The following is a 25183-nucleotide window of genomic DNA, read 5'->3' on the forward strand; positions in this document are numbered from 1 at the left end:
CTCGTACTGGGCGGGACGCGTCGGAGGGCAAGACGCGGAAAGTTGGCCCGGGCCGTGTTTCACGGCAAGAAGGGGGAACTGCGCCAGCGCTACCGCGAGGGCATGGAGGACCAGCTGGGCGCCCTCGGGCTGGTCGTCAACGCCCTGGTGCTGTGGAATACCCGCTATCTGCAACAGGCGCTGGAACAACACCAGGCCGTGGCCGAACCGCCGGAGCCGGGCGAGGTGGCCCGGCTCTCGCCCCTGCTGCACGAGCACATCAACATGCTCGGTCGCTACGATTTTACCTTGCCCGAGGGCATTGCGGCCGGCCAACTGCGGCCGCTACGCGACCCGACGAGCCTGGAAGAACAGCTCGCCCAACTGCCCTAACGGGAATTTCTGTTCTTACTCTTGTGCTACCCCAGTTATGAGCGCTTCGCTTAAATACGCTTCCGGGACCGGAAAAACCCGTTTACCTAAACTTGTACTGCAGACTAAGGCCGGACCCAAAGCCCGGAGCGATGGGAAAGTAGCTGTTGTTGGGCCGCGCCATATTCACATTCAGCAGCAGGTCGGCGGTCAGATCGAACTGAGGATTGAGCCGTAGCCGCCCGCCGATTCCCGCATCTAAATACCCGTTGGTCCCACTATTCGTCTTCACAAACTTGGTAGCTGTAGCGGTATTGGTGCCGGTTTCGCGCTGGCGAAAAAAGCACAGGCCGATTCCGGCTATACTTTCCAGCCGAAACCGGTGCGGATCCTTCGCCAAAGACCAGCGCAGCTGAACCGGTACCGTCCAGGATCGGGTTATCTGCTCCGTTTGCGGATAGTGCGCAAACGACCCGCTGCCCTGTAACTCCTCATTGGGCTTGTTGCCTCGCCCATATTGCACTCCCACCTGCACCAACAGTCTGGGCGACACGGCATAGGCACCCTGCGCACCCAGCGAAGAGGTAAACTGGCCGAAACCCTGCCGGTCAATGCTATACGTCCTTATCTGCTTACCGGCTTCCGCGCCCACATACCAGCGAGGCTCAACGCCTGTAGATGCATCAGCCTGGGCTAATACGGGCTGACTACCCAGCAAAAAAACCAAAACGCCACCGGCGCACGTCAGAAATCGGGGAATCATACGAGTTGATAGCAGGAATGAGAAGCTTAGGAAAATAGTCCGTCAAATATATACCCCTGCTCATTCTACAACCAAAAAAGCCCCGGAACGAAGCGTTCCAGGGCTTTGGGAATGGACACAAGCTGCTTAGCCTATTACCAATTCGCGGAAGCCCGCCGGCACCACCAGGCCCGGCAGCGCCTCGCCGGCTTCGGCAGCCACTTTCGTGCTGTCGGTGGCCACGCCATCGGCGGTGGCGGTAGTCAGGGGGAAGGGCAGGCCGTGCAGCACGAGCTGGTAGGTGCCGAACGAGGGCTGGTATTCGCCTTCGGTTTCCTGCGTGAGCGTGAGGCCGGTTTCGGTGCCGCGCACGGTGAAGCGGCGGGTGGTGCTCTGGCCGTCCTGGTAGCCGTAGCCTTCGCCGCCGTCGTCGTAGAGCACGCTGGTCTGAAGGCCGTTTTTGAAGTAGACGTGCAGGGTCAGCTCCGTCACCTTTTTCTCGCCCACGTACTGCAGCACGGGGTACATGGGCAGCACGGCCCCGGCCTGCACGAACAGCGGAATCCGGTCCAGGGGCGCGCTGGCCCACACTTCGGCCCCACCCTGCTTCAGCTCATCGGTCCAGTAGTAGAACCAGTCGCCGCGGGGCAGATACATCCAGCGGCCATCGGCGCCGGCCTGGGTAATGGGGCAGATGAGCAGATGGTCGCCAAGGCCGAATTCGGCCATGCGCAGGTAGGTTTCGGTGTCGGTCTGGTCGAGGAAGGTGAGCGGGCGCAGCATGGGCGTGCCTTTTTTCACGTACTGCCAGAAGGTGGTGTACATATAGGGCAGCAGGCGGTAGCGCAGCTCCACAAACCGGCGGGCCAGGTCAGTGGTGGCGTCGCCGAAGCTCCAGGGCTCCTGCTCGCCGTGGTCGCCGGAGCTGTGGGTGCGGAAGAACGGGTGGAAGGCCGCCAGCGCCATCCAGCGGGCATACAGCTCGCCGTCGGGCGTATCAATAAAGCCGCCCACATCGGAGCCAATAAAGCTGAAGCCCGAGATGCTCAGGCGCTGGCACTGAATGTTGGCCAGCCACAGGTGCTCCCAACTGGCAATGTTGTCGCCGGTCCAGCCCGAGGAGTAGCGCTGCCCGCCGGCGTAGGTGCTGCGCGTGATGGTGAAGGGCCGGTTGGGGTACGAAAAGCGCTTTACGCCCTCGGCCGTGGCCCGCGCCATCTGCATACCGTAGATGTTGTGGGCCTTTCTGTGCGAGGCCGAATGGCCATCGTAGTCGAAGCGCACGTCATCGGGAAACGTACCTTTTTCAAACACGGCGGGCTCGTTCATGTCGTTCCACACCCCGCGCACGCCGTCTTCCTGAATCAGGCCCTTAAACAGGCCGGCCCACCATTCGCGCACGTCGGGGCGGGTGTAGTCGGGGAAGTTGCACAGGCCCGGCCACACCGAGCCCTTCATCAGCGGGCCGTCGGCGCGGCGGCAGAAGTAGTCCTTTTCGAGCGCCTCGGTATACACCGGATACGCGGAGTCAATCTTGATGCCGGGGTCGATGATAACGACGGTTTTGAAGCCGTCCTCGGCCAGCTCGCGCACCATCGTTTTGGGGTCGGGGAAGTGCGTGGGGCTCCAGGTGAAGCACCGGTAGCCGTCCATGTAGTCGATGTCGAGGTACAGCGCGTCGCAGGGGATTTTCCGGTCGCGGAAGCCCTTGGCGATGTCGCGGAAGTTGCTTTCCGGGAAGTAGCTCCACTTGCACTGGTGGTAGCCCAGGGCCCACAGCGGCGGCAGCTCGGGCGGACAGGTCAGGCGCGTGTATTCCTCCGTCACCTCCATCAGGGAAGGGCCGTAGATGAAATAGTAGTTCATCTCGCCGCCCTGGGCCCAGAAGCTGGTCACATCGGCGCGCTCGGCGGCAAAGTCGAAGCTGGCCTTGAAGGTGTTGTCGAAGAAAATGCCGTGGGCGATTTTCTGCTGCAATTCCAGGTAAAAGGGAATGTTTTTGTAGAGTGGGTCGCTGCCTTTGGTGTAGCCGTAGGTGTCGGTGCCCCAGTTGGTGAAGCGCTTGCCGCGCAGGTTCATGTTGTCGGGCTTGTCGCCGAGGCCGTAGTAGTGCACGCCGCTCTGCACCTGCTTGCTCATCTTCACGATGTCGTTGCCGGTTTCGTCGTCGTATTCCCAGTGGAAGCCTTTTTCATCGGCCGTCAGCACGTTGCCCGAGCGGTCGAGCACCCGCACGCGCAGGTTTTCCTTGGCAATGGTGCAGATCAGGCGGTCGGTGGTGATGCGGTAGTGGTCGGGCTTCTCGCGGAACTCCAGAAACTCCGGGCTCTGGCGGGGAATATCGGCCGGTACGGCGTAGCTGAAATCGGTGGCAAAGCCGACCTCGGTAGCATAGCGAAAGCGCAGGATTTTATCGTTGATAACGTGCAGGCGCAGCTGCACGCCGTTGTCGCAGGCAAACAGGAAGTCGTGGTTGTGCTGCGTACACGTCAGCACCTGGCCGGGGAAAAACTCCTGCTTTCCTTTCGCGGCCAGGTCATTGACCATGTAGTTATTTTCCTGAATCATAGCGGCGCGGGGGGAGGGGCAAAAGGTGGGGCAAAAAAAGATTCCGGCCGGGCCGGAAGCGCAAGAAGTAAGCCTGCAAGGTAAAAAACGATTCCCGCGAAATTTGCCTAACATTACTCCTCGAACCTCAAAAGGGCCTTCCTGGCCAGCTTAACGGCATTTTTATTTCCTATTTTCTTTTTACGCCTTTGGCTGATCCGATGAAATTGCTGCCGCTGAAAGTACTGCTGCTGGGCTGGGACGAGCCGCTGAAAACCGCGGCCCCGGCCCACCCCAGCCCGCTGGTGCTGGCCCAGCAGCTGGCCCCGGCCCTGGCGCTATCGGTGCTGCTGCCCCACCTGCCGGCCGCGGCCATCACCATTCCGCACACTCGAATTACGGGCCTGGGCAATCTGGACCCGCACCAGCTGGCCGCCGCTGAGCGCCCCGCCGGCGCGTGGCAGGCCCCGGCCGCGCCCTACGCCGGCGCGGCCGCTCCGCCCACCGCCGTAGTTGCACCCGCCCCCGCAGCCGCCGTGGCTTCGGTGGCCGGGGCGGCAAAAGCGGCCGTGCCGGCAACTGGGGGCAGGCTCGACAATAAGCCGCTGACTACTCCCGAGCATCTGCCCGCCGCCAGCGCCGAAGGCACCGAGCCCGGCACGGCCGAAGCCAGCGCCCTGAGCCAGCCCGAAGACAGCCTGACGCTAAGCGGCGCAGCCGCCTTCGAAGCCGCTCCCGCAACGGCCGAAGCGCCCCTCACGGCGGCTCCGTCGCCCCTGATCCGGGCGCTGGCCGCCCTGCGGACCGATGGCACCGATGTCGGCGACGACCTCAACTTCCGCATCATTCAGTATGCCCGCCTTGCCGCGCCCCAGGCATTGGCGCAGGAGTTTGCGGTGATTTATGCCGCCGACTGGCCCGTGTGGCTGGCCGCCCTCGAAATCCGGCAGCTTACGGGCCGGCCGCTGGTGCTGCACGTGCACTCGCTGGCCGCCGACCGCAACACCTTTGCCGACCGGGGCTGGGCCCTGGAGCTGGAACGCTTAACTTTGCGCCGCGCCGACCTGATTCTGGCCGCCTCGCCCGCCGTGGCGGAGCGCCTGAAAACGCTCTACGACTTCCCCGCCGCCCGCTACCGCGTGGTGGCCCCGCACGATACGCCCGCCCTGCAGGCGGCCCTCAACAGCTTCATGCCGGCCCAATAGCCGGCCCGCTTATTTCCCTTTTTCATGTCTGATTCTTCTGAACAGCGCTTCGAAGCCACCCTCGAACTCGATAGCACCGATGGCGGCGTACTGATCGTAATGCCCTTCGATGTGCCCACCGTCTTTGCGCCCCAACGCGCCCCGTTTCACGTGCGCGGCACCCTCGATGGCTTCCCCTTCCGCCTCACCCTCATTCAGAATAAAGAAGGCGAATACACGCTGCCCGTGAATAAGCAGCTGCGCAACACCATCAATAAAAGCTGGACCTCCGACGTGCAGGTCGTCATCGGCCTCGATATTGACGAAGGCCCCATGGAGCTGCCCGAAGACCTGGAGCGGGTACTGCGCACGGCCGGTATGCGCTCCAAGTTCGATGCTCTGGCCTACCCCCACCGCCGCGAATACGTGCAGTGGATTGAGCGCGCCAAAAAGCCCGAAACCCGCACGCGCCGCGTGCAGGAGGCACTGGAACTGATTTCGGCGGGTAAGAAGCTGGGGTAATAGCCTGTTCAAGCCCACGTACTTCCAAACAGAAAGCGCCCGGCAATGCCGGGCGCTTTCTGTTTGGAAGTACGTGGGCTCTACACCCGCGCCACCACCAGCGCTGTGCGGTTCGTCACGTACAGGCTGAGCTTATCTACGCCGTCTTCCTGGAAGGTTTCGTAGGTCAGTGAGCCATCCACGCGCTGGAAACCGTCGAATTGAGCATCATCCGACGACAGGATGATGCGGTAGCGGCCGGGCTGGGGCACGAAGAAGCGGTAGTCGGGGATGTTGGCCGTGACGTGGAAGTTGAAGATGAAAATCAGGCCGCCGCGCTCGAAGATCAGGACCTGGTTCGTGTGGTCTTCGTTCAGCTTTTGGGCGGGCGGGGCGGCCAGCAGGCGGCGCTGGCGGGCGGTGGTTATCATGGCCTGGTCGAAGGCCTGCAGGTACTGAAACTTCAGGTCCGGGTTGTCGGGCAGGCTCCACTGGCGGCGGGCGTGCTGGTAGCTCCAGTCGTTGCCCTGACGCGGAAAATCGACCCATTCGGGGTGACCGAACTCGTTGCCGATGAAGTTCAGGTAGGCCTCGCCGCCCAGGCTGAGCGTGAGCAGCCGGATCATTTTGTGCAGGGCCACGCCGCGGGCCACCACGGCGCTGGGGTCGCCCTTGTGCATGTGCTCGTAGATGGCGGCATCCAGCAGCCAGTGGGCCAGCGTTTTGTCGCCCACCAGGGCCTGGTCGTGGCTTTCGGCGTAGGCCACGGTTTTTTCGCCGGCGCGGCGGTTGGTGAGCGTGTACCACAGCTCGCCCAGGTTCCAGTCCTCGTCGCGCTGGTGCTTGAGCAGCTTGATCCAGTAGTCGGGAATGCCCATGCCCAGGCGGTAGTCGAAGCCGATGCCGCCTTCCGGAATGGGGCGGCACAGGCCGGGCATGCCGCTCATATCTTCGGCAATGAGCAGCGCGCCCCGCTTCATTTCGTGCATGAGCGTAGTAGCCAATTGCAGGTACAAAACTGCGTCCTCGTCCACCTCGGGGCCGAAATACTGGTCGTAGCTCCCGAAGCTCACGCCCTCGCCGTGGTGGTGGTAGAGCATACTGGTGACACCATCGAAGCGGAAGCCGTCGAAGTGAAATTCTTCGAGCCAGTAGCGCAGGTTCGAGAGCAGAAACTGCTGCACTTCGGGCTTGCTGTAGTCGAACAGCTTGGAGTCCCAACCGGGGTGGTTGCCCCGCTCGCCCTCGTGGAAATACTGGCCGCCGGAGCCGTCGAAGTTGGCCAGCCCCTCGGCCTCGTTCTTCACGGCATGCGAGTGCACCACATCGAGCAGTACCGCAATGCCGCGGCGGTGGGCCTCATTGATCAGGTGCTTCAACTCCTCAGGCGTGCCGAAACGAGACGAGGGTGCGAAGAAATTAGCGACGTGGTAGCCAAAGGAGCCATAATAGGGATGCTCCATAATGGCCATGAGCTGAATACAGTTGTAGCCCAGGGCCTGGATGCGGGGCAGCACTTTTTCCGCGAATTCGAGGTAGGTGCCCAGCCGGTGCTCTTCGGTGGCCATGCCCACGTGGGCCTCGTAGATGAACGGCTCGCGCACGTAATTCTGAATGCGGAATTTCTGGTCGGTCCAGGTGAAGGGCGTTTCGGGGCGCCAGATCTGGCCGGCGAAGTCCTTGGTCTGCTCGTCCTGCACGGCGCGGCGCAGCGTGGCGGGCAGCCGGTCTTTGCCACCGTTGGCACCCGCTACGTGTACTTTGAAATGGCTGCCGTGGGCCAGGCGGCCCTGGTAGTCTTTGTCGGCCAGAAACACTTTCCACACGCCGTCTGCACCTTTTTGCAGGGGCGTGGCACCCCGGTCCCACTGGTTGAAATCCCCGATCAGCGACAGATACGTGGCGGCCGGGGCCCACTCGCGGAACCAGTAGCCGCGGCGGCGGCCATCGTAGTTGAGGCCCAGGCGCTGGTGGGCGGTGGCAAACTTAGCCAGCGAGCCATACTGCGCGGTTATGTCGGTCAGGCGCTGCTGCAGGCGCTGCTGCCGGGCCAGCAGCACTGGCTCGTAGGGCGCGAGCCAGGCATCGTGCTGCACGAGCGGCAGCGTAGCGGTGGCGGCGGAAGGAGCGAGAGTATCCATAGCGAATCAGGGTTTGGGCCAAATCTACAACTACCCGTTGATTGCGAAAGGGTTTCCGTTATTTAGGAGGCGCGGGAAGTAGCGCGAAACAGATTTTCGCGCTACTTCCCGCGCCGCTGTTTTGCTTTCCCGACTTACCTTCCGCCCATGAAATCTCGCCTGTCCTTGCTGGGTTTGGCGGCGCTGCTGGCCTGCACCACCGCCGTTCCGCATGCCCCCGCCGACGTGGCCACCACGGTAGCTGCCGTGCCCTATGCCACCCCGCCCCGGACCGTGCCCGGCGTTATCACCAGCAAAGCCATGGTTGTGTCGGCGCATCCGGAGGCCTCGCGCATCGGGGTGCAGGTGCTGCGCCGGGGTGGCAATGCGTATGATGCGGCCATTGCGGTGCAGTTTGCGCTGGCCGTGGCGCTGCCCGTGGCCGGCAATATTGGCGGGGGCGGCTTCCTGCTCTACCGCGCCGCCGACGGCCAGGAAGGGGCCCTCGACTTCCGCGAAACCGCCCCCGCCGCCGCCACGCGCGACATGTACCTTGACCGGCAGGGCAACGTGGTTCCTGACTTAAGCACACTGGGCCACCTGGCCGCCGGCGTGCCCGGCACCGTGGCCGGCATGGAGGCGCTGCACAAAAAGCTGGGCCTGCTACCGTGGAAAGACTTAGTGCAGCCCGCCGTGGAGCTGGCCGCCAAGGGCCTGGCGCTGACGGAAAAAGAAGCCACCGGCCTCAATCGGACCAAGGAAAGCTTCCGCCGCTACAACGCCGCCGCGGCCTACCTGCCCGCCGCCGGCGCTCCGGCCTGGAAAGCGGGCGACCTGATCCGCTACCCCGACCTGGCCCGCACGCTGGAGCGCATCCGCGACCAGGGCCGCGCCGGCTTCTACGAAGGCCCCACCGCCGACCTGCTGGTGGCCGAAATGCAGCGGGGCAAAGGCCTTATCACAAAGCAGGATTTGAAAAGCTACCAGCCCAAATGGCGCACCCCGTTGCACGGCCCCTACCGCGGCTACGACGTGCTGACGTTTCCGCCGCCCAGCTCCGGCGGCGTGGCGCTGCTGCAGATGCTGCAGATGCTGGAGCCCTACGATCTGCGCGCGGCCGGCTGGCATTCGCCCACCGGCGTGCACCTCATCACGGAGGCCCAGCGGCGCGTGTACGCCGACCGCGCCACCTTCCTCGGCGACCCGGATTTTGGGAAGGTGCCCGTGGCCCAATTGCTGGATAAAGACTACAACCGCCAGCGGATGGCCACCAAGCAGCCCCACCGCGCCACCCCCAGCCAAAGCGTGACGGCCGGCACCAACATTCCCGCCTACGAATCGGACCAGACCACGCACTACAGCATTGTGGATGCGCAGGGCAACGCGGTGAGCTGCACGACCACGCTCAACGGGGCCTATGGCAGCAAGGTAGTGGTGGCTGGGGCGGGCTTTCTGCTCAATAATGAGATGGACGATTTCAGCAGCAAGCCCGGCGTGCCGAACGCCTATGGGCTGGTGGGCGGCGCGGCCAACGCCATTGCCCCCGGCAAACGGATGCTTTCGTCGATGACGCCTGCCATTCTCACCCAAAACGGCCAGCTCCGGATGGTGGTGGGCACGCCCGGCGGCAGCACCATCATCACCAGCGTATTGCAGGCTATTCTGCACGTGCTGGACTACGACATGACCATGCAGCAGGCCGTGGCCGCCCCGCGCCTGCACCACCAGTGGCTCCCCGATCAGATTGACGTGGAAGAAAACGCGCTGACCATCGTGGGCCTGGATTCCTTGCGCCAGCGCGGCTACCTGCTCAAGCCCCGCAGCCCCTGGGGCCGCATCGACGCCATCCGAATCCTGCCCGACGGCCGCCTGGAAGGCGGCGCCGACCCCCGCGGCGACGACTCGGCGCAGGGGTATTAGGGGAAGGTGGAGTTGTGAAGGGTGAAGTTGTGGAAGGTTCTGTCATCCTGAGCTTGCGAAGGACCTTCCTCTAATAACAGACAAAACTCTTTCAACGCACAAAGCCCTTTACCACGCAAACAGTAAAGGGCTTTGTATATTTAAAAACGCTTGTCGCTTAATAGAGGAAGGTCCTTCGCAAGCTCAGGATGACAGAACCTTCCACAACTTCACCCTTCACAACTTCACTATTTAGCCACGTAGCCGCGCAGATTGCCGGAGGCCATTATCAGAAGCTGGCCCAGGTGGCGCATCTGGTCGCCGAGGCCGTTGTGCAGGTGTGTGCCGACTGCCTCGTGGATGTTGCCGGCGGATTTGGAGGCCTGCTCACCCAGCGTTTGGAGCAGGGCGCTGGCGTTGGCCCGGTCGCCGGACTGCACGTACTGCTTCAGCTGACTCAGGGCGGCGGCGGCCGTGGTAGTCACGGAGCTGGTGGAGTTTTGCAGGTAGGGCACCCAGCTGTCGATGAGGGGCACCAGGCCGCTGGGGTCATGGGCGAAGGTGTGGTTGTTGAACAGGTCGCTCAGGGCCAGGTTGGTCGAATAGAGGTGGTCGTTGAGGTTGGCAGAGGAGAGGGCCATAGCTTAGGGGGCGTTAGGGGTTGAGGTAGGCTGTACGCCAGATTTGGCCGCCTCGTTGCTGCCAAAGCTAGCCTCGCCGCCGCCAGCGCACTATCTTGGCGGCTTCATCGATTTCCGCCGCCATGTCTGCCCGTTTTTGCCGATCCCTGCTGCTGCCCTTTCTGCTGCTGCCCCTGGCGCCGCCTGCCCTTGCCCAGCGCACGGCCGGCCCACCCACCCAGGACCCATTCGGGAAGCGCGAAACCGTGGCCCCGGCCATTGCCATCGGCAGCTACCGCTCCCACCGCTACGCCGACGGTACGCTGACCATCCGCAGCACCGACGGCGGCACATTGCGCGTGCGGCCCTGGGCCACGGGGGTGGTGCGGGTAGAATACTTCCCCGCCGGCCAGCCCGTGCGGCCCGACTCTTCGGTGAGCGTGGTGCAGGAGCCAGCCGCGCCAATGCCCAATACCAAGCTGGAGCCTTACCTGAACAACGTGCAGCCCGATGGCAGCCTGGTGCGCAACCAGGCCGGGGCGCTGGTGTGGCCGCTGGTAGCGGGCGGCACGATTCCGGGCACTATCGTGGTGCAGAAGAACCCGTTGCGCGTGAGCTACCAGCGGGGCGGCGAAACGGTGGTGGCCGAGAGTGGCGGCGCGTTTCGGCAGCTGCCGGCCGGGCAGGTGCCCGCCGGCGGCACTGGCGTGGCCTTCCGCCTACAGCCCGATGAGCACCTCTACGGCACCGGCTCCCGCGCTCTGCCCCTGGACCGCCGCGGGCGCAGGCTCAGCCTCTACAACGAAGCCCATTACAGCTACCAGAACGGCGAGCCCACGCTGAACGTGAGCCTGCCCACGGTGGTGAGCAGCCGGGGCTACATGCTGTTTTTCGACCACCACACGGCCGGCACCCTCGACCTGGGCGCTACCGACAAAAGTACCCTCGAATACCGGGGCGAGGGCCTCACCAACCTGGGCTACTTTATCATTGTGGGCAATTCGTACGCCGAAATCCTGAGCCGCTACACGGCCCTCACGGGGCGGCAGCCGCTACCGCCGCGCTGGGGGCTGGGCCTCATTCAGAGCCGCTTCGGCTACAAAACCGAGCAGGAAATGTACCAGGTGGCCGGCCGCATGCGCCGCGCCGGCTTTCCGCTCGATGGCCTCGTGCTGGACTTGTACTGGTTTGGGGGCACCAAAAAGCAGGGCGACTTCCGCTGGGTGCCCGAAAACTTTCCCGACCCGAAGCGCATGATGCGCCGCCTGGATTCGGCCGGCGTCAAAACCCTGCTGATTTCGGAGCCCTACGTGATGCGCACCTCCCGCAACGATGCGCTGGTGCGCCAGCAGGGCCTGGTGGGGCGCGACCTCACCAACACCGCGCCCTACACCGTGGAGTCGTTCTGGGCGGGGCCCGCCACGCTGCTCGATATGTTTCGGCCCAAAGCCCGCCAGTGGATGTGGCAGCAGTACGACCGCCTGAAGCAGGACGGCGTGGGCGGCTGGTGGAGCGACCTGGGCGAGCCCGAAAATCAGCCCGCCGACATGCGCTACGACCTGGGCCCCACCCGCCGCATTCACAATGCCTACGGGCAGGCCTGGGCCAGTATTCTGAGCGAAAACTACGCCCGCTCCTACCCGCAGGAGCGGCTTTTCAACCTGGCCCGCTCGGGCTGGGCCGGCATGCAGCGCCACTCCATTTTCCCGTGGTCCGGCGACATCAACCGCTCGTGGTCGGGGTTTCAGGCCCAGGTGCCCATCATGCTGGGCATGGGCCTGGGCGGCGTAGGCTACATGCACTCCGATGCCGGCGGCTTCTGCGTGGGACCCGTGGATAGTGAGCTGTACACGCGCTGGCTGCAGATGGCCAGTCTCTGCCCTATCATGCGTCCCCACGGCGAGGGCGTGCCGCCCGAGCCCTACTGGTACCCCGAGCCCTACCAGGGCATTGTGCGCGAGGCGGCCCGGCTGCGCTACCAGCTGCTGCCCTACCTCTACACGCTGGCCTGGGAAAACAACCAGACCGGCACCCCGCTGGCCCGGCCCATGAACTACGGTGCCTCGTATCTGCGCCAGGCCAGCGGGGAAGAAGCCGCGGCCGGCCTGAGCCCCGATAACGCCACCACCGCTGAATGGGGTGCGGCCGACTGGAGCTGGAACACCACCGCTTCCAGCGAATGGGGCCGCCAGCGGCTGGCAGCGCGGCAGCAACAAGCTTTTACCCAGCAGAATACGGCCGCCCTAGCCAACGTGAACGATCAGTATTTGCTAGGACCTAATTTGCTGGTGGCGCCCGTGCTGCAGCCCGGCCAGCGCCGCCGCAACGTGGTGCTGCCCGCCGGCCCCTGGATTGATTTCTATACCAACCAGACCCTGCCCGGCGGCCGCACGGTGGGCGTGGCGGCCCCGCTGGCCCGCATTCCGCTGCTGGTGCGGGGCGGCGCGTTTCTGCCCCTGGCTCCCTACGTGCCCACCACCGCCCGCTACCGCACCGATACGCTGCGCGTGCGCTACTACGCCGACCCCGCCGTGCCCACCTCCAGCTTCGCGCTGTATGACGACGACGGCAAATCGGGCCTGGTGGCGCAAACCGGGCTGTACCAGCTCCTGGCCTTTCAGGGCAAAACCAGCGCCACCCAAACCGATATCCGGGTGAGTGTGCGCGGCAAAGCCTACCCCAACGCCCCGGCCTGGCGAAGCATTGAGCTGCTGATACCGCGCGTGGCCGCCGCCCCCACGGCCGTGCTCCTCGATGGCGAAACCGTGCCCGCCACCGAGTGGCAATACGAGGCCGCCACCAGGCAGCTGCGCCTGCGCTTTTTGCTCGAAAGCAAGCCGGTAACCGTTTCCGTGCAGGGGTTGCGGCTAAATACGGCTCCGCTGCGCGACATTGCCCCCGAAGCCGCCACCCTGGAAGCCCCCGACAACCGCACGTTCGGCGGCAGCACCACGCTGCGCTATTCCCTCACCACGCCCGGCACCTACCCCATCCGGATTCGCAACGCGGCTGGCACGCTGGTACGCACCCTGACGGCGGCCGGCCCGCAGCCCGCCGGAACCCACAGCCTGCCCTGGAATGGCCTGGATGCCGCCGGCCGGCCGCTGCCCGGCGGCGTGTACTGGGCCGAAATGAACGGCCAGCACCAGCGCCTGGTGTTGCTGCGGGAACAGAATTAGCCGCGCGAGCGGTGACCCCTCCCCCAGCCCCTCCCCAAAAGGGAGGGGTGCCAGACGCGAGTTCTGAACCAGACTCGTCAGCGGATAACTCGTCAGAAGCTAACCTAAGCCCCTCCCTTTTGGGGAGGGGTTGGGGAGAGGTCACCGCCCGCACGGCGCTGCTACCACGCTATTCGACTGAGCAGCTGCTCTACGGCAGCAGGCTCAGCTCCTGCAGCAGGCGCTCGGTTATTTCGCGGCGGCTGCGCAGAAACTGGTCGGTGGCTTCCTTGCCGTCTTTGGGCTCCACGTTCAGGGCGAAGAAGTACACGTTGCCGGCGCGCTCCAGCCAGCCCACAAACCAGCCGTTGTGCATTTTGCCGCGCTGGGTTTTGGCCGTCTTACCATACAGCGACCAGCCGGCCGTCGATTTGAGCAGAAACATCTTTCTGGTCAGCTCCTGGCTGCGGCGGGCCATGGGCAGCTGCCGGGCGTAGAGCCGGCGCAGAAACGCGACCTGCTCGAACTGCGACACCCGCGACACACCCGACTGCCAGAAGCTGTCCAGCGTTTCGGGCAGCACCACCATCATGCCGTACTTGAGCCCCATCAGCTGCTGCTGGTAGCGCAGCACGCCAATATCGCGCGACACCTGCTGGAAACACGGGTCGCAGGTGTTGCGGATGGCCCAGCCAATGGGCCGGTCTTTGTTCCACGCGCGGTCGGCGGGCGGCGTGCCGTCGTAGTGAATGAGTTGGGTCGTGTCCTTCAGCGTACCGGTTTCCAGGGCAATGAGCACCGTGGGAATCTCGAACGTGGCGCCGGGCAGAAAGCCTTCGTTGCAACGGGCCATGTTGTAGGAGGTGAAGCGGTTGGCCGCCTGGTCGTAGAGCAGAAACGAGCCCCGCACCCCGTACTCATCGAAATATTTCTGAAAATTGCGTTCGGTCACTGCCTGAGCCATAGCGCCCACTTGCATTGTCAGCAGACCAAGAAGAAGCAGAAAACGCATTGACGCTGAAAAGAGGATAAGGCGGAAGCGGGCGGCCCGCAGCCGGGGTCGGAGACAGATTTTCGGGTGGTGCGTGGCGCTCCGCAAGCATCATACCCGAAAACGAACTGCGCAATATACGGCCCGTGGGAATGTAGCGCCACCCGGCGTTTTTTTCGTACACGAGCCGCGGCCTGGCCGAGTCGGCCAAAACCAGCCGGCCGCCGCCCCCACACTTTCTCCTACCCCGAAACTACCCGCCGTCCCTTACCTTTCCGCTTTCACTATGGCTACCAAAACTGATTCTGCCGCGCTGGCTTTGCTCGACCTGCGCTGCCCGCGCTGCCGCCGGGGCAAGCTGTTTGTCACCTCCGCCCTGAGCACCCGCTTCGCCGAGATGCACGCCCATTGCCCCATCTGCGACCTGGCGCTGGAACCGGAGCCGGGCTTCTACTGGGGAGCCATGTTTGTGAGCTACGGCTTCTCGGTGGCCAGCTTTTTCGTTGGCGGCGCGGCGGCCTACTATCTGTTCAACGATCCGCCGACCTGGGTTTATGTACTGATTGTCACGCTTTTGGTGCTGATTACCACGCCGCTGGTGCTGCGCTATTCCCGCGCCATCATGCTGCATCTGTTCGGCGGCATTCACTACAACCCCGACGCGGCCAAAACCACCCCGGCCCCGCCACGCGCCTAACGGACCGGCCGCGCTACCAGCTCGAAGGCCAGCTGGAAATCGTTGCGGATGGCGTAGCTGCCCAGATTCTGAAAAAAGCTCGTGGAATTGTAGTTCACCCCAAACTCCGTGCGGTCGATGCTGGCGGTGCCGCGCACGCGCAGGCTGCCATCGGGCTGGCGGCTAAAGGTGGCCGGAAACCGCACCGGCCGGCTGATGCCCTTCAGCGTGAGCTCCCCCACGACTTGGCCCGCAGCCAAGGCGCGTAGCGTAAAGACGGCGGTAGGAAACCGGGCTACATCGAAGAAATCAGTGCCCCGCAGGTGCTCCTGCAGCTGGGTATCGGAGTGGGAAATGGTAGCCATATCGAACTCGAAGCGGCCATTTTGCAGGCGGGTGCCGGCGTAGTCGAACCGGCCCTGGCGGAGCTGCACCGCGCCGGTGGGGGCCCAGTCGCCGGCTTCGGCGTGGCCGGTCCAGGTGAGGCGACTGGCAGCGGGGTCGATGCGGTACGTGGTGGCGGCGGGCTGAGCGGCTGCCAGCAGGCTGGTCAGCAGAATGAGCAGAAGTAGTTTCATGACTTTCATGGGTTGAATAAAGATGGTTGGAGAGCAGCGCCGCAGCATCAGCGCACGGCGGCTTCGGTTTCAATCAGGCCAAAGCCCTTATAGAGCTTGCCGGCCGCGTCGCGGGCCAGAATGTACCAGAGCGCATCGCCGCCGTAGAGGCTTGCGGCATTTTGGGCGTAGCGGTAGTTTTTGGCAAACGTGTAAACCTGGCCCGGCCGCAGCTGGCCGCGGGGGCAACCGAAAAGCGTGGCAAACTCGGCCGGCGTTTGGGTCAGGTTGGCCTGCCAGCCGGCGGCACTGTACCAGATAAAGCTGCCGCACTCCACTACCTGCAGCGGCTCGCCCACTTCGTTGCGTACCATCGTGCTGTGCTTCCACACAAACCGGCCGGGCTGGGCCGGGTCTGGCTCGGGGTAGTTGGGGTTGGGCGTGTGCCAGAGCGTGAGGCCCACGGGCACTTGCCGGAGCTTGTCGGGCAATGCGCGGGCGTGGTCGGTCCAGGCGTTTTGGGCGTGGGCAGCGGAGTTGGCGGCCAGCAGCAGAGCCAGCGCACAGAGTAAGTTTTTCATGGCCGTAAGCGGGGTTAGCGTACGGTCCAAAGGTGGCGGGCCGGCGGGCCCCAAGCGCCCCGCATCCGGATGTGGGGCGGCCCAAATCATGATCCGGGCCTACAAAACCGTTGAAAACCGCTCTAGCGCGGCGGCGGTGCCGGCTGGTAGTCGCTGGGCGCAACGCCGGCAACCTGCTTGAAGATGCGGTTGAAGGTAGTCTTGGAGTTAAAGCCGCACTCGAAGGCAATGCCCAGCAGCGTGAGCCGGGCCACCTGCGCCGGCTGGGCCAGCCGGCGCTGCACGGCCGCCACCCGGTAGCCGTTCACCACCTCGTTGAAGGACTTGCCGAAGCCGTTGTTCACGGTGAAGGAAATCAGCCGCGGGGCCAGCCCCGTGTGGGCCGACAGCTCGGCCAGAGTCAGGGTTGGATTAAGATAGAGCTGCTCTTCTTCCAGCGCCCGCCGGATGCGGGCCAGCGCCACCGGATCTACCGCTACCGGCTCGCGGGGGGCCGCTGCCGGTGCGGTCGGTGAGGGCACCACAGTTGGTGGCTGGCCCAGCTCGGCGGGGCCGAAGTTCACGGCCTGCATATCAGCCTGGCGCAGCCCCCCAAACCCCAGCAGCAGCACCACGCCGCCCAGCAGCCAAGTGGAGTAGTCGTAGGTGTAATAGATGTTGAAAAACTCCCGCAGTACCACCTCTACCAGCCACTGCCCGCTCACCACCACCAACGACAGCAGTAGTCCGCGCAGCCAGTAAAGCCGCAGCTGCGAGGTTTCGGAGAAATTATCGGCCAGCCAGTAGCGGTAGTGGCGCAGCAGGCGCAGGCTCAGGGCCAGATACACCACCAACGACAGCCAGGTGCCGACGAACTCGATGCGGTAGGTGTAGGGCCGGTGCACCGCGTTCCAGAACCAGAGCCGGAAAGCGTAGGGCTGCCAGCACAGCCACCAGTAGAGCAGCGCCTGCAGCAGCACCGGCGCAAAGTGCGCCAGGTGGCGGGGGCGCAGCCGAAAATCGTGGTTTACCAGGCTCTGCACGTAGAAATACAGCAGCGGCCCGAAGGCGAAAGAGTAGTAGATGGGCAGGAAATACCAGTCCGGGTTCTGGCCATAAATGTTGGCCACCCGGAAAAATCCATCGAGCACCCACAGGGCAATGGCGAGCAGCAGCAGCGCCAGAAAGCGGTTGGGCACCCGATTGTAGCGCGCCAGCCACAGCAGCCCCGCCGCAAATACGGCCTGCGCCAGCACGGCAAACAGCACCACAACATCGGGAGTAACGGCAACCTGCATCCGCCAAAGAACCGCTTTTTTATGGATCTGTTTCTCCAGAGTTCGGCTGGTGCGCCTCGTCATTTTTGCCCCGCAAGCGCCCCGGCGGGCAGCAACAATGCCCCAGGCCAACAAACGGCCCGCCCGGCCCTTTTTCAGCAGCCGGAGCGCCGGTTTTTTACGTACCTTTTGTACCCCGGATTCTCTCGTTCCAGCGTTCCTGCTCTCCCCCGTTCTATGCCGCTGTCTATGACCAAACTTTTACTCGCTGCGCTGCTCACGCTTAACCTGATTCCGGCCCCCGCCCAGCGCCGTCGGGCAGCTCCGGCCGCCCACGTAGTCAGCACTACCGTAGCCCAGGGCCAGACCCTCACCATTTCGGGGCCGTGTGCGGTGCTGTATGCGCCCAATGCGGCCAAGATTGACCATCTGAAGCAGCGCTACGGCGAGGCGAATTTCTACACCAGCGCCGACGACAACCAGACGTACATGGCCAAGTCGCGGGCGTATTTGCAGGCCAAAGGCATCCGGGTGATTGAAACCACCGCCACGCAGCTGCGCTTTGCCGCGGCCGGCACCACCACCACCCTCGACCTGAGCAGCCCTGCTTATTCCTGGGGGCTGCTGCTGTTCAATGGCCGCGAGGCCCCGCAAGAGGCCAACCTGGCTGACCCCGCCAACGACGTGCAGGCCATTATGAAGAAGTAGCCCGGGCCTAATAGCTTCACTTTTCATCATAAGCATCTGATAGACAAAGTCATAACAAAGACTCAGCAACAGGCAAGCCGGCGCGTGCGTTAGCCAGGCAACACTACTTGCCGCTATGCTCCTCGCCGCCGATATCACGCCCTTCGACTGGCACCGCCTGCTGTTCTCGGAAGAAACCCCGCCGCTGTTTTTGCTGGAAGTAGCGCTCCGCTGCGTACTTACCTACCTCATGGTAATCGGGGCGTTGCGCGTGACGGGGCGGCGCGGGGTGCGACAGCTGTCTATTTTCGAGCTGAGCATCATTCTGGCCCTGGGCTCGGCCGCCGGCGACGCCATGCTCTACCACGATACGCCGCTGCTGTCGGCGGCCGTGGTGTTTGTGATGGTATCGGGGCTCTACCTGCTTTTCAACCGCCTCACCGAGAAATTCCCGCGCTTCTCCGACTGGCTCGAAGGCAAGCCCGTGCTGCTGGTGGAAGACGGCCGCATCTGTATGAAAGAATTTCAGCAGCAGAATCTTACCCAGAAAGAGCTGTTTGGCGAACTGCGGCAGCAGCAAATAGAGCACCTGGGCCAGGTGCGCCGCGTCTACATTGAGGCTACCGGCGAAGTCAGCGTCTATTTCTACGCCGATGAGGATGTGCGGCCCGGCCTGCCCATCTGGCCCGAGCGCCTGCAGGAAGCGCGGCGGCGGGCAGAAACCGCCGGCGACCACGCCTGCGCCTGCTGCGGCCAGGTGCAGGAGCTGGCCCGCGGCAACGTGGCCCACTGCCCCACCTGCCAGCAGGACCAGTGGGTTGCGGCCTGCGAGGCGAAGCGCATTGCGTGATTGTCAGCAGGAAATTAACTACTTATCTACCCGGCCCGGCATTGTAGGGAACGTAGTCTTCCCATTCCCAGGGCGTGGTCTGGTCGCCGAGTAGCTTAGCCAGCAGCTCCCGAAAAATCTTGTCGGCGTTGGAGCTGTTGCTCATCAGCAGCAGGGCTTTTCGGCGGTCCTGAAACACGACGCTGTGGTTTTCCCAGCCATCATCGTGGCCCTCTTTGAAGTAGGCGTGGCCGTAGGGCGAGTCGAAGGTGCCCCAGCCCAGGCCGTAGGCGAGGCGAATGGCGCGGTTGCTGTCGGGGGCGGCCACGGTGGCCAACGGACCAAACTGCGCCCGATACGGAATACGCACCTGGGCGCGGGTCATTTCGGCTTTGGTAGCGAGCAGCAGCCCTTTGTTCTGCATCACGGCGGCCAGAAACAGGGCGTAGTCGGCGGGCGTGGTTTCCATGGAGCCGGCCGCGCCGGCTTTGGTGCGCTTGCGCTTGGGCAGCGGCTGGCCCTGCTCATCGTAGCCGATGGCGTAGTTGGCCTCGAAGGCCGGTTGCCACACGTAGCTGGTGCGCGTCATGCCCAGGGGCGTAAATACCCGCGCCGCACTCAGCTGCGTCAGGCTTTGCTGCATAATGGTTTCTACCACCAGCTGCAGCACCTGCAGGCCCTCGCCCGAGTACCAGTACTGCTGGCCGGGCTCAAACTTGAAGCGCAGCTTTTTGTCCGGCGCAATCCAGCGCCAGTTGGGCAGGCCGGTGGTGTGCGTGAGGCACTGGCGGGCCGTGAGGCGCTTCCAACGCTCGTCGCCGGCCAGGTCCTGGTAGGCTTCGTAGTCGGGCAAAGGCTTGCTCAGGTACTCATGGAGCGGCTTATCGAGGTCGAGGCGCTTTTCCTGCACCAGCTGCATTACCAGGTAGGCAAAAACGGCTTTGCTGAACGAGGCCGCGTACATGGCGGTGGTGGGCTCCAGCGGGGCGCGGGTTTCGAGGTTGCGAAAGCCGTAGGTTTTGAGGTAGCGCACCTGGTTGTCCTGGAGCAGCGCCACGGCCAGGCCGGGCACGCGGGCCGTATCCATCAGCTGCTGCACCAGCCGGTCGATGTCCGGCCCGCGCAGACGGCGGCCGTCCAGGGTCTGGAAGGCAATTCTTTTCTGCGCTATTGCCGGCGGCAGCGCCAGCAGTAACCCTATGAGCACTAAACCGATACTGACGCTACCCTTGCTTGCTTTCATAGTCGCAGCCATTAAAACCGGCCCTAAAGAAAGCATTTGCGGGCTATTATTCGCCCCACCCTATTGTTCGCGAAAACCCCTGACGGCCAGTTGATTTACAACCCGTAAATGCGGTATGCCAGCCCGACCCGGAAAACCTGCGAAAATAGGCCGTTGGTGCCGCCCACGTAGCCGCGGCGGTAGTCGCTCAGGCCCGCCGAGTAGCCCAGGCTCAGGCCGGTGCGCCGGTAGTAGGCCGTCAGGTTCAGCCGCGCCCGTACATCCACGTCGATGGGCCGATAGCGGGCGGTGTGGGTAGTGTACGTCCTTCCGCCAGTGGTAGTGGCGCGGCCTTTTTCGTGGCTGCTCAGGAGCCAGCCCACTTCGGGGCCGGCCGTCAGGTCGAGGTCGAGGGCCTTGAGCGCAAACCGATGCCCGAAAAAGGGATGCAGGTTGATGAGCTGATTGGCCAGCGCGGTGTGCCCTTTCACCGAAATGCCGGCATCCGTGCCGCCCTCGAACACATTACTGATGCGCACCCGGCTGCGGAGCACTTCGTAGCCGGCCTGTACGCCCAGCACGCCTTTTTTGGGGCCAATGCGCTGCACCTGCCCCGCCCCGCCGTACGAGATGCCGGGCTGCCGGCCGTAAGGGTTGTCGGTATAATACCGGCCGCTATTCCATTGCGTGCCCACGATAAAGGCATCGGCGGCGGCGGCCGGCCCGCGGAAAGCTGCTAAGCCTGAGGTGAGATGGGCCGAAAACTCGGTTTGCTGCCCGTGGCTGAGGTGGGCGGCCAGGGCGGCGAGAATAAAGAGGGTAAGCTTTTTCATAGCGCGGCGGCGTATACGTGGTTTGGGAAAGAGCCTGCGCCGGTGGGAAAGGTTGTATGGCCCGCGGCCGGGTTTTCTTCTTTTGGAAAGATTCTACTGCTCGGAAAACATCGTGGCACTCGGCTATAGCATTCCTCTTTCACCATCACGGCGCGCACAGCTACCATCGCCAGCACCATACTTTTCTTTCGCTGCTTACCTTGCCAATATGCTAAACCCATCTGATCAGCTTCATCATCTTCTACAGCTTCGGGGCGAAAATGAAATTATAGAATTTAAGGAAGCTAAGAACACGTTTGATTTCGATAAGCTAGGCCAGTATTTCAGTGCGCTGAGTAATGAGGCCAACCTCCAAGGTACAGATGCGGCCTGGTTGGTTTTTGGCGTTGCCGATCAAAAGCAGATTGTCGGAACCACCTTCCGACACGATGCAACCAAGCTTCAGAGCATTATCCGCGAGCTTGCTGAACAGACCACTAACCGGCTCACTTTCCGTGGTATTCACGAAGTCGTTCAGGAAGGAAAACGGGTGCTGCTGTTTGAAATCCCACCTGCTACTATTGGCATCCCAACAGCTTGGAAGGGCCATTATTATGGCCGGGATGGCGAAAGCCTGGGGCCTTTGAATCCGGATGAACGCCATCGAATAGAGCGGCAATTGCATGAGTATGAGTTTGAAAAGGAGCCTGCTATGCGCAACGTTCCTGCTGCTCATGTGCGGGAGCTACTGGACTATGAAGGTTTCTTCCGGCTTTTTAATGTACCTGTACCTTCTAGTCTACCTAGTGTACTAGCTCGTTTTTTGCAAGAAAGAATTATACTCCGCAACGGAAACGAACATTTTGACATTACTAACTTAGGTGCTCTACTATTCGCTCGTGACCTCCACAGGTTTGATAAATTGGGTCGAAAAGCTTTGCGAGTAACTTTTTATGAAGGAACGGGTCGCACTACCGCCAAAATAGAACAGGCTGGCCAGAAAGGATATGCACTTGCCTTCGAAGGCGTTATGCAATTTCTGTATGGCCAGCTACCTGCCCGTGAGGATCTGGACAAAATAAGAAGAGTTACTGTCCCTTTATATCCGATTCTGGCTTTGCGTGAGCTGATTGTTAACGCCATGATTTATCAGGATTTAACAGTGCGTGGCACTTCACCAATGGTAGAAATTTTTTCCAACCGTATTGAAGTCACTAACCCAGGACAGCCTCTTATTGACCCGCTTCGTTTTATTGACCACGTTCCTCTTAGCCGCAACGAAGCTGTTGCGGCTATGATGCGACGACTTAACTTCTGTGAGGAAAGGGGCTCAGGTATTGACTATGTAGTGGCAGAATGCGAAAAGAACTTATTACCTGCGCCAAATTTTATCAAGGGGGACAATTACACCAGGGCCATTCTGTATAGTCCACGTTCCTTGCGCTTGATGGATAAAGCGGACAAAATCAGGGCGTGTTATCAACATGCGTGTTTGCGCCATGAGCATGGTGACCAGATGAGTAATCAGTCGTTTCGGGAACGAATGGGAATTGAAGAGAAAAATTATCCTATAGTATCCCGCATCATTGCTGATACGTTGGCCAGCGGACTGATTAAGCTTTACGACCCGGAAAACAAATCCAAAAAACATACCCGATACATTCCTATATGGGCCTGAATCTTATGTAACTGTCATGTAATTATCCTTAACAAAAAGCCCGTTTAGAAGCTCCCAGTCAACTTTTCTTATGTGACTGTCATGTAACTACCGCCCGATATTACCACCACCATGCCCGAACCAACCACGCCGCTGCCCTACCTCATCATCGACTTCGACAGCACCTTTACCCAGGTAGAAGGGCTGGATGAGCTGGCCGATATTGCCCTGCAAAACCACCCGGAGCGGGAGCGAATCGTGGGCGAAATCCGGGCGCTGACGGATGCGGGCATGAGCGGCAGTTTGAGTTTTTCGGAGTCGCTCAGGCAGCGGCTGGCGCTGCTAGCGGCCCGGCGCGAGCACCTGCCGCTGCTGGTGGCGCAACTCAAAACCAAGGTTTCCGACAGCATCGTGCGCAACCGAGGCTTCTTTGAGCAGTTTCCGGGCCGCGTGTATATCGTCAGCAGTGGCTTCCGCGAGTTCATCGAGCCGGTGGTGGCCGACTTCGGCATCGGCCCCGATTTCGTGCTGGCCAACACCTTCACCTACGCCCCCGACGGCCGCATCACCGGCTTCGACCCCGCCAACGTACTCAGCCGCGACGGCGGCAAAATCGAGCAGCTCCGCCGCCTCGACCTGGCCGGCGACGTGTACGTGCTCGGCGACGGCTACACCGACTACCAGATGCGCGAGGCCGGCCTGGCCAACCGCTTCTACGCCTTCACCGAAAACGTGAGCCGCGCCACCGTAGTGGCCCGCGCCGACGAAGTGGTGCCCTCTTTCGACGAATTTCTGTACCAGAATAAGCTCCCGATGACGCTCAGCTACCCCAAAAACCGCATCAAAGTATTGCTGCTCGAAAACCCCGACCCGCGCGCCGCCGAGTTGCTGCGGGCCGAGGGCTACCAGGTAGATACCGTGCCCGGCGGCCTCGACGAAGACGAGCTGGTACGGCAGATTGAGGGCGTGAGCATCCTGGGCATTCGCTCCAAAACCCAGGTGACGGCCCGCGTGCTGGAAGCCGCCAACCGCCTGATTGCCGTGGGCGCGTTCTGCATCGGCACCAATCAAATTGACTTGGTGGAGTGCATGAAGCGCGGCATTGCCGTGTTCAACGCGCCCTTCTCCAACACCCGCTCGGTGGTGGAGCTGGCCCTGGGCGAAATCATCGTGCTGGCCCGGCGCATTCCGGAAAAAAGCCTCCAGATGCACCGCGGCGAGTGGGATAAGTCGGCGCGGGGCGCGTTTGAAATTCGGGGCAAGAAGCTGGGCATCATCGGCTACGGCAACATCGGCTCGCAGCTATCGGTGGTGGCCGAGGCCGTGGGCATGCAGGTATTGTACTACGACGTGGCCGAGAAGCTACAATTGGGCAATGCCGTGCGCTGCCGCACCCTCGAAGAGCTGCTCCAGCAGGCCGACGTAGTAACGCTCCACATCGACGGTCGGCCGGAAAACGAGCACTTCATCGGGGCCAAAGAATTTGCTCTGATGAAGCCGGGCGCTTTGTTCCTCAACAACGCCCGCGGCCATGTGGTGGACGTAGCGGCGCTGGCCGCGGCGCTGCGTAGCGGCCACCTCGGCGGCGCGGCCGTGGATGTGTTTCCCTACGAGCCCAAAACCAACGACGAAACGTTTGAAACCGAGCTGCGGGGCCTGCCCAACGTGCTGCTCACGCCCCACATCGGCGGCAGCACGGCCGAGGCCCAGCGCAACATCGCCGAGTTCGTGCCCGAGCGCCTGATGCAGTATGTAAACACCGGCAATACCCAGCAAAGCGTCAATTTTCCCAATATTCAACTGCCCACGCAGCAGGCTCACCGCCTCATTCACATTCACGCCAACGTGCCCGGCGTGCTGGCCCGCATCAACAACGTGCTGGCCGACCACCACGTCAACATCCTCGGCCAGTACCTGAAAACCAACGAGCACATCGGCTACGTGATTACCGATATCGACAAGGAATACGAGCCGGAGGTGATTGGCGAGCTGCGAAAGGTGGAGCACACGATTAAGTTTCGGGTGCTGTATTAAATAGCAGATATGAACTTGTGCCAAGTAATCCGCCGTGGCTCATCCTGCCTTCCGTTCCTGGTAGCGATGCTGCTAACAAGCTGCTCGTCTGCACCCGAACAACAACCACACTTGGCCCCTGCCACAAAGCAGGTGGCATATCCGCTGGCAACAGGTAAGCTAACCTTGGACAAAAATCTTCAGCGAATTATAGACAACTATGCTGTCTTCCGGCACGGCCGAACGCGTCTGTTTTGCCTGGAACTGGAAAAAACTTCTTTCGATACCCTTCAAATGTCGCTATACTCAGATGGCAACGATGCTCTTGTGGTAGACTTTTGCGCTCCGAGCTTTTACGCTGAGTTTGATAACAAATTAGTGCTCATTTCAACAGGCATAGAACGGATTGGAGTATGTCCTTCCTGTTCAGACGCTTTCTATAGAATAGTCACCAAAAAGTTTCTTGGTAAAGCCTTGACGCGCACTGAATACATGAAAATACGCCCGGATTATCTAGGCAGTAACCCTCCTGTATGGCGTATCATTCAAACCGGTTTTCGGGAAGGCAAGGGAATTTATACGGTAGTCGATTCGCTGGCCGTTTCCACCAAGCACGCAATTCCCCCGCCTGCGGCTAATAATAGCAGCGCAAGGTAATAGGCTAAGCCCCTAAGCATACAGCCGTTCGTGTATCTAGGTCAGTAGCCGAAAAACCGCATAGGGGTGACAGAAATAGCAAAACCATTCTGTCACCGCTACGCGGCTTTGAATTGCTTTGGG

General features: G+C 62.2%; 21 protein-coding genes. 11 read left to right on the plus strand and 10 right to left on the minus strand.

Translation table 11 applies throughout. The features are described 5' to 3' along the window. Positions 1-372, plus strand: a 372-nt coding sequence (locus BUB62_RS03000; protein ID WP_143164003.1) for a Tn3 family transposase, incomplete at its 5' end; no start/stop codon positions are given. Between the two features lie 82 nt (positions 373-454). Here the strand turns inward: BUB62_RS03000 and BUB62_RS03005 are convergent. After that, positions 455-1078 carry an outer membrane beta-barrel protein gene (locus tag BUB62_RS03005; RefSeq protein ID WP_159437394.1) on the minus strand — a complete coding sequence of 208 codons (624 nt, stop codon included), beginning with the start codon at positions 1076-1078 and terminating at the stop codon, positions 455-457. A 162-nt stretch (positions 1079-1240) separates the two neighbouring features. Beyond that, on the minus strand, positions 1241-3661 hold the full coding sequence (locus BUB62_RS03010; protein ID WP_234988618.1) for a glycoside hydrolase family 31 protein: 2421 nt from the start codon (positions 3659-3661) through the stop codon (positions 1241-1243). 188 nt (positions 3662-3849) lie between these two features. Between BUB62_RS03010 and BUB62_RS03015 the strand changes: the two genes are divergently transcribed. After that, complete coding sequence (locus BUB62_RS03015) at positions 3850-4845, plus strand: glycosyltransferase family 4 protein (protein ID WP_159437395.1); 996 nt, start codon at positions 3850-3852, stop codon at positions 4843-4845. Between the two features lie 24 nt (positions 4846-4869). Further along, positions 4870-5346 carry a YdeI/OmpD-associated family protein gene (locus tag BUB62_RS03020; RefSeq protein ID WP_073106056.1) on the plus strand — a complete coding sequence of 159 codons (477 nt, stop codon included), beginning with the start codon at positions 4870-4872 and terminating at the stop codon, positions 5344-5346. A gap of 80 nt (positions 5347-5426) precedes the next feature. On the opposite strand, the gene BUB62_RS03025 is transcribed toward BUB62_RS03020, so the two are convergent. Further along, on the minus strand, positions 5427-7466 hold the full coding sequence (locus BUB62_RS03025) for an alpha amylase C-terminal domain-containing protein (protein ID WP_073106058.1): 2040 nt from the start codon (positions 7464-7466) through the stop codon (positions 5427-5429). 147 nt (positions 7467-7613) lie between these two features. Between BUB62_RS03025 and ggt the strand changes: the two genes are divergently transcribed. Beyond that, positions 7614-9365, plus strand: a complete 1752-nt coding sequence (gene ggt / locus BUB62_RS03030; RefSeq protein ID WP_073106061.1) for a gamma-glutamyltransferase — start codon at positions 7614-7616, stop codon at positions 9363-9365. A 227-nt stretch (positions 9366-9592) separates the two neighbouring features. On the opposite strand, the gene BUB62_RS03035 is transcribed toward ggt, so the two are convergent. Continuing rightward, positions 9593-9985 (minus strand): hypothetical protein, encoded by a 393-nt coding sequence (locus BUB62_RS03035; RefSeq protein WP_073106064.1) that lies wholly within the window; start codon positions 9983-9985, stop codon positions 9593-9595. Positions 9986-10107: 122 nt separating this feature from the next. On the opposite strand from BUB62_RS03035, the gene BUB62_RS03040 reads away from it, so the two are divergent. Continuing rightward, a complete protein-coding gene (locus BUB62_RS03040) occupies positions 10108-13143 on the plus strand; it encodes a TIM-barrel domain-containing protein (RefSeq protein WP_073106066.1) in 3036 nt (1011 codons plus the stop codon). Between the two features lie 190 nt (positions 13144-13333). Here the strand turns inward: BUB62_RS03040 and BUB62_RS03045 are convergent, their stop codons facing one another. Continuing rightward, the gene (locus tag BUB62_RS03045) at positions 13334-14134 is read right to left on the minus strand and encodes a penicillin-binding transpeptidase domain-containing protein (protein WP_084538787.1); all 801 of its coding nucleotides are present in this window, start codon (positions 14132-14134) and stop codon (positions 13334-13336) included. A gap of 265 nt (positions 14135-14399) precedes the next feature. Here BUB62_RS03045 and BUB62_RS03050 point away from each other — a divergent pair, with 265 nt between their 5' ends. Beyond that, positions 14400-14810: a DUF983 domain-containing protein gene (locus BUB62_RS03050; protein WP_073106072.1), complete on the plus strand. Its 411-nt coding sequence runs from the start codon at positions 14400-14402 to the stop codon at positions 14808-14810. Here BUB62_RS03050 and BUB62_RS03055 read toward each other — a convergent pair. The 3 genes from BUB62_RS03055 to BUB62_RS03065 form a co-directional block, all read right to left on the minus strand. After that, a complete protein-coding gene (locus tag BUB62_RS03055) occupies positions 14807-15367 on the minus strand; it encodes a YceI family protein (RefSeq protein WP_159437396.1) in 561 nt (186 codons plus the stop codon). The genes BUB62_RS03050 and BUB62_RS03055 overlap by 4 nt on opposite strands. Positions 15368-15414: 47 nt before the next feature. Continuing rightward, the gene (locus BUB62_RS03060) at positions 15415-15927 is read right to left on the minus strand and encodes a hypothetical protein (RefSeq protein WP_073106078.1); all 513 of its coding nucleotides are present in this window, start codon (positions 15925-15927) and stop codon (positions 15415-15417) included. A 122-nt stretch (positions 15928-16049) separates the two neighbouring features. Beyond that, positions 16050-17204: a helix-turn-helix domain-containing protein gene (locus tag BUB62_RS03065; protein ID WP_073106080.1), complete on the minus strand. Its 1155-nt coding sequence runs from the start codon at positions 17202-17204 to the stop codon at positions 16050-16052. A gap of 228 nt (positions 17205-17432) precedes the next feature. On the opposite strand from BUB62_RS03065, the gene BUB62_RS03070 reads away from it, so the two are divergent. Together BUB62_RS03070 and BUB62_RS03075 are read left to right on the plus strand one after the other, a co-directional pair. Further along, entirely contained in the window at positions 17433-17891 is a 459-nt protein-coding gene (locus BUB62_RS03070; protein ID WP_073106083.1) for a hypothetical protein, read from the plus strand. A gap of 115 nt (positions 17892-18006) precedes the next feature. After that, positions 18007-18720, plus strand: coding sequence for a DUF421 domain-containing protein (locus tag BUB62_RS03075; protein ID WP_073106085.1), 714 nt, complete (start codon positions 18007-18009; stop codon positions 18718-18720). 22 nt (positions 18721-18742) lie between these two features. Here the strand turns inward: BUB62_RS03075 and BUB62_RS03080 are convergent, their stop codons facing one another. Together BUB62_RS03080 and BUB62_RS03085 are read right to left on the minus strand one after the other, a co-directional pair. Beyond that, positions 18743-19906 (minus strand): serine hydrolase domain-containing protein, encoded by a 1164-nt coding sequence (locus tag BUB62_RS03080; protein ID WP_200799892.1) that lies wholly within the window; start codon positions 19904-19906, stop codon positions 18743-18745. Positions 19907-20037: 131 nt separating this feature from the next. After that, a complete protein-coding gene (locus BUB62_RS03085) occupies positions 20038-20754 on the minus strand; it encodes an outer membrane beta-barrel protein (RefSeq protein ID WP_073106087.1) in 717 nt (238 codons plus the stop codon). A gap of 208 nt (positions 20755-20962) precedes the next feature. Here BUB62_RS03085 and BUB62_RS03090 point away from each other — a divergent pair, with 208 nt between their 5' ends. From BUB62_RS03090 to BUB62_RS18900, 3 genes are all read left to right on the plus strand, one after another. Then, on the plus strand, positions 20963-22411 hold the full coding sequence (locus BUB62_RS03090; RefSeq protein ID WP_073106090.1) for an ATP-binding protein: 1449 nt from the start codon (positions 20963-20965) through the stop codon (positions 22409-22411). Positions 22412-22522: 111 nt separating this feature from the next. After that, positions 22523-24424, plus strand: coding sequence for a phosphoglycerate dehydrogenase (gene serA / locus BUB62_RS03095; RefSeq protein WP_073106092.1), 1902 nt, complete (start codon positions 22523-22525; stop codon positions 24422-24424). Between the two features lie 111 nt (positions 24425-24535). Continuing rightward, complete coding sequence (locus tag BUB62_RS18900; RefSeq protein WP_143164004.1) at positions 24536-25060, plus strand: hypothetical protein; 525 nt, start codon at positions 24536-24538, stop codon at positions 25058-25060. Positions 25061-25183 lie beyond the last annotated feature (123 nt).

Source organism: Hymenobacter daecheongensis DSM 21074, from assembly GCF_900141805.1.
Taxonomy (GTDB): domain Bacteria; phylum Bacteroidota; class Bacteroidia; order Cytophagales; family Hymenobacteraceae; genus Hymenobacter; species Hymenobacter daecheongensis.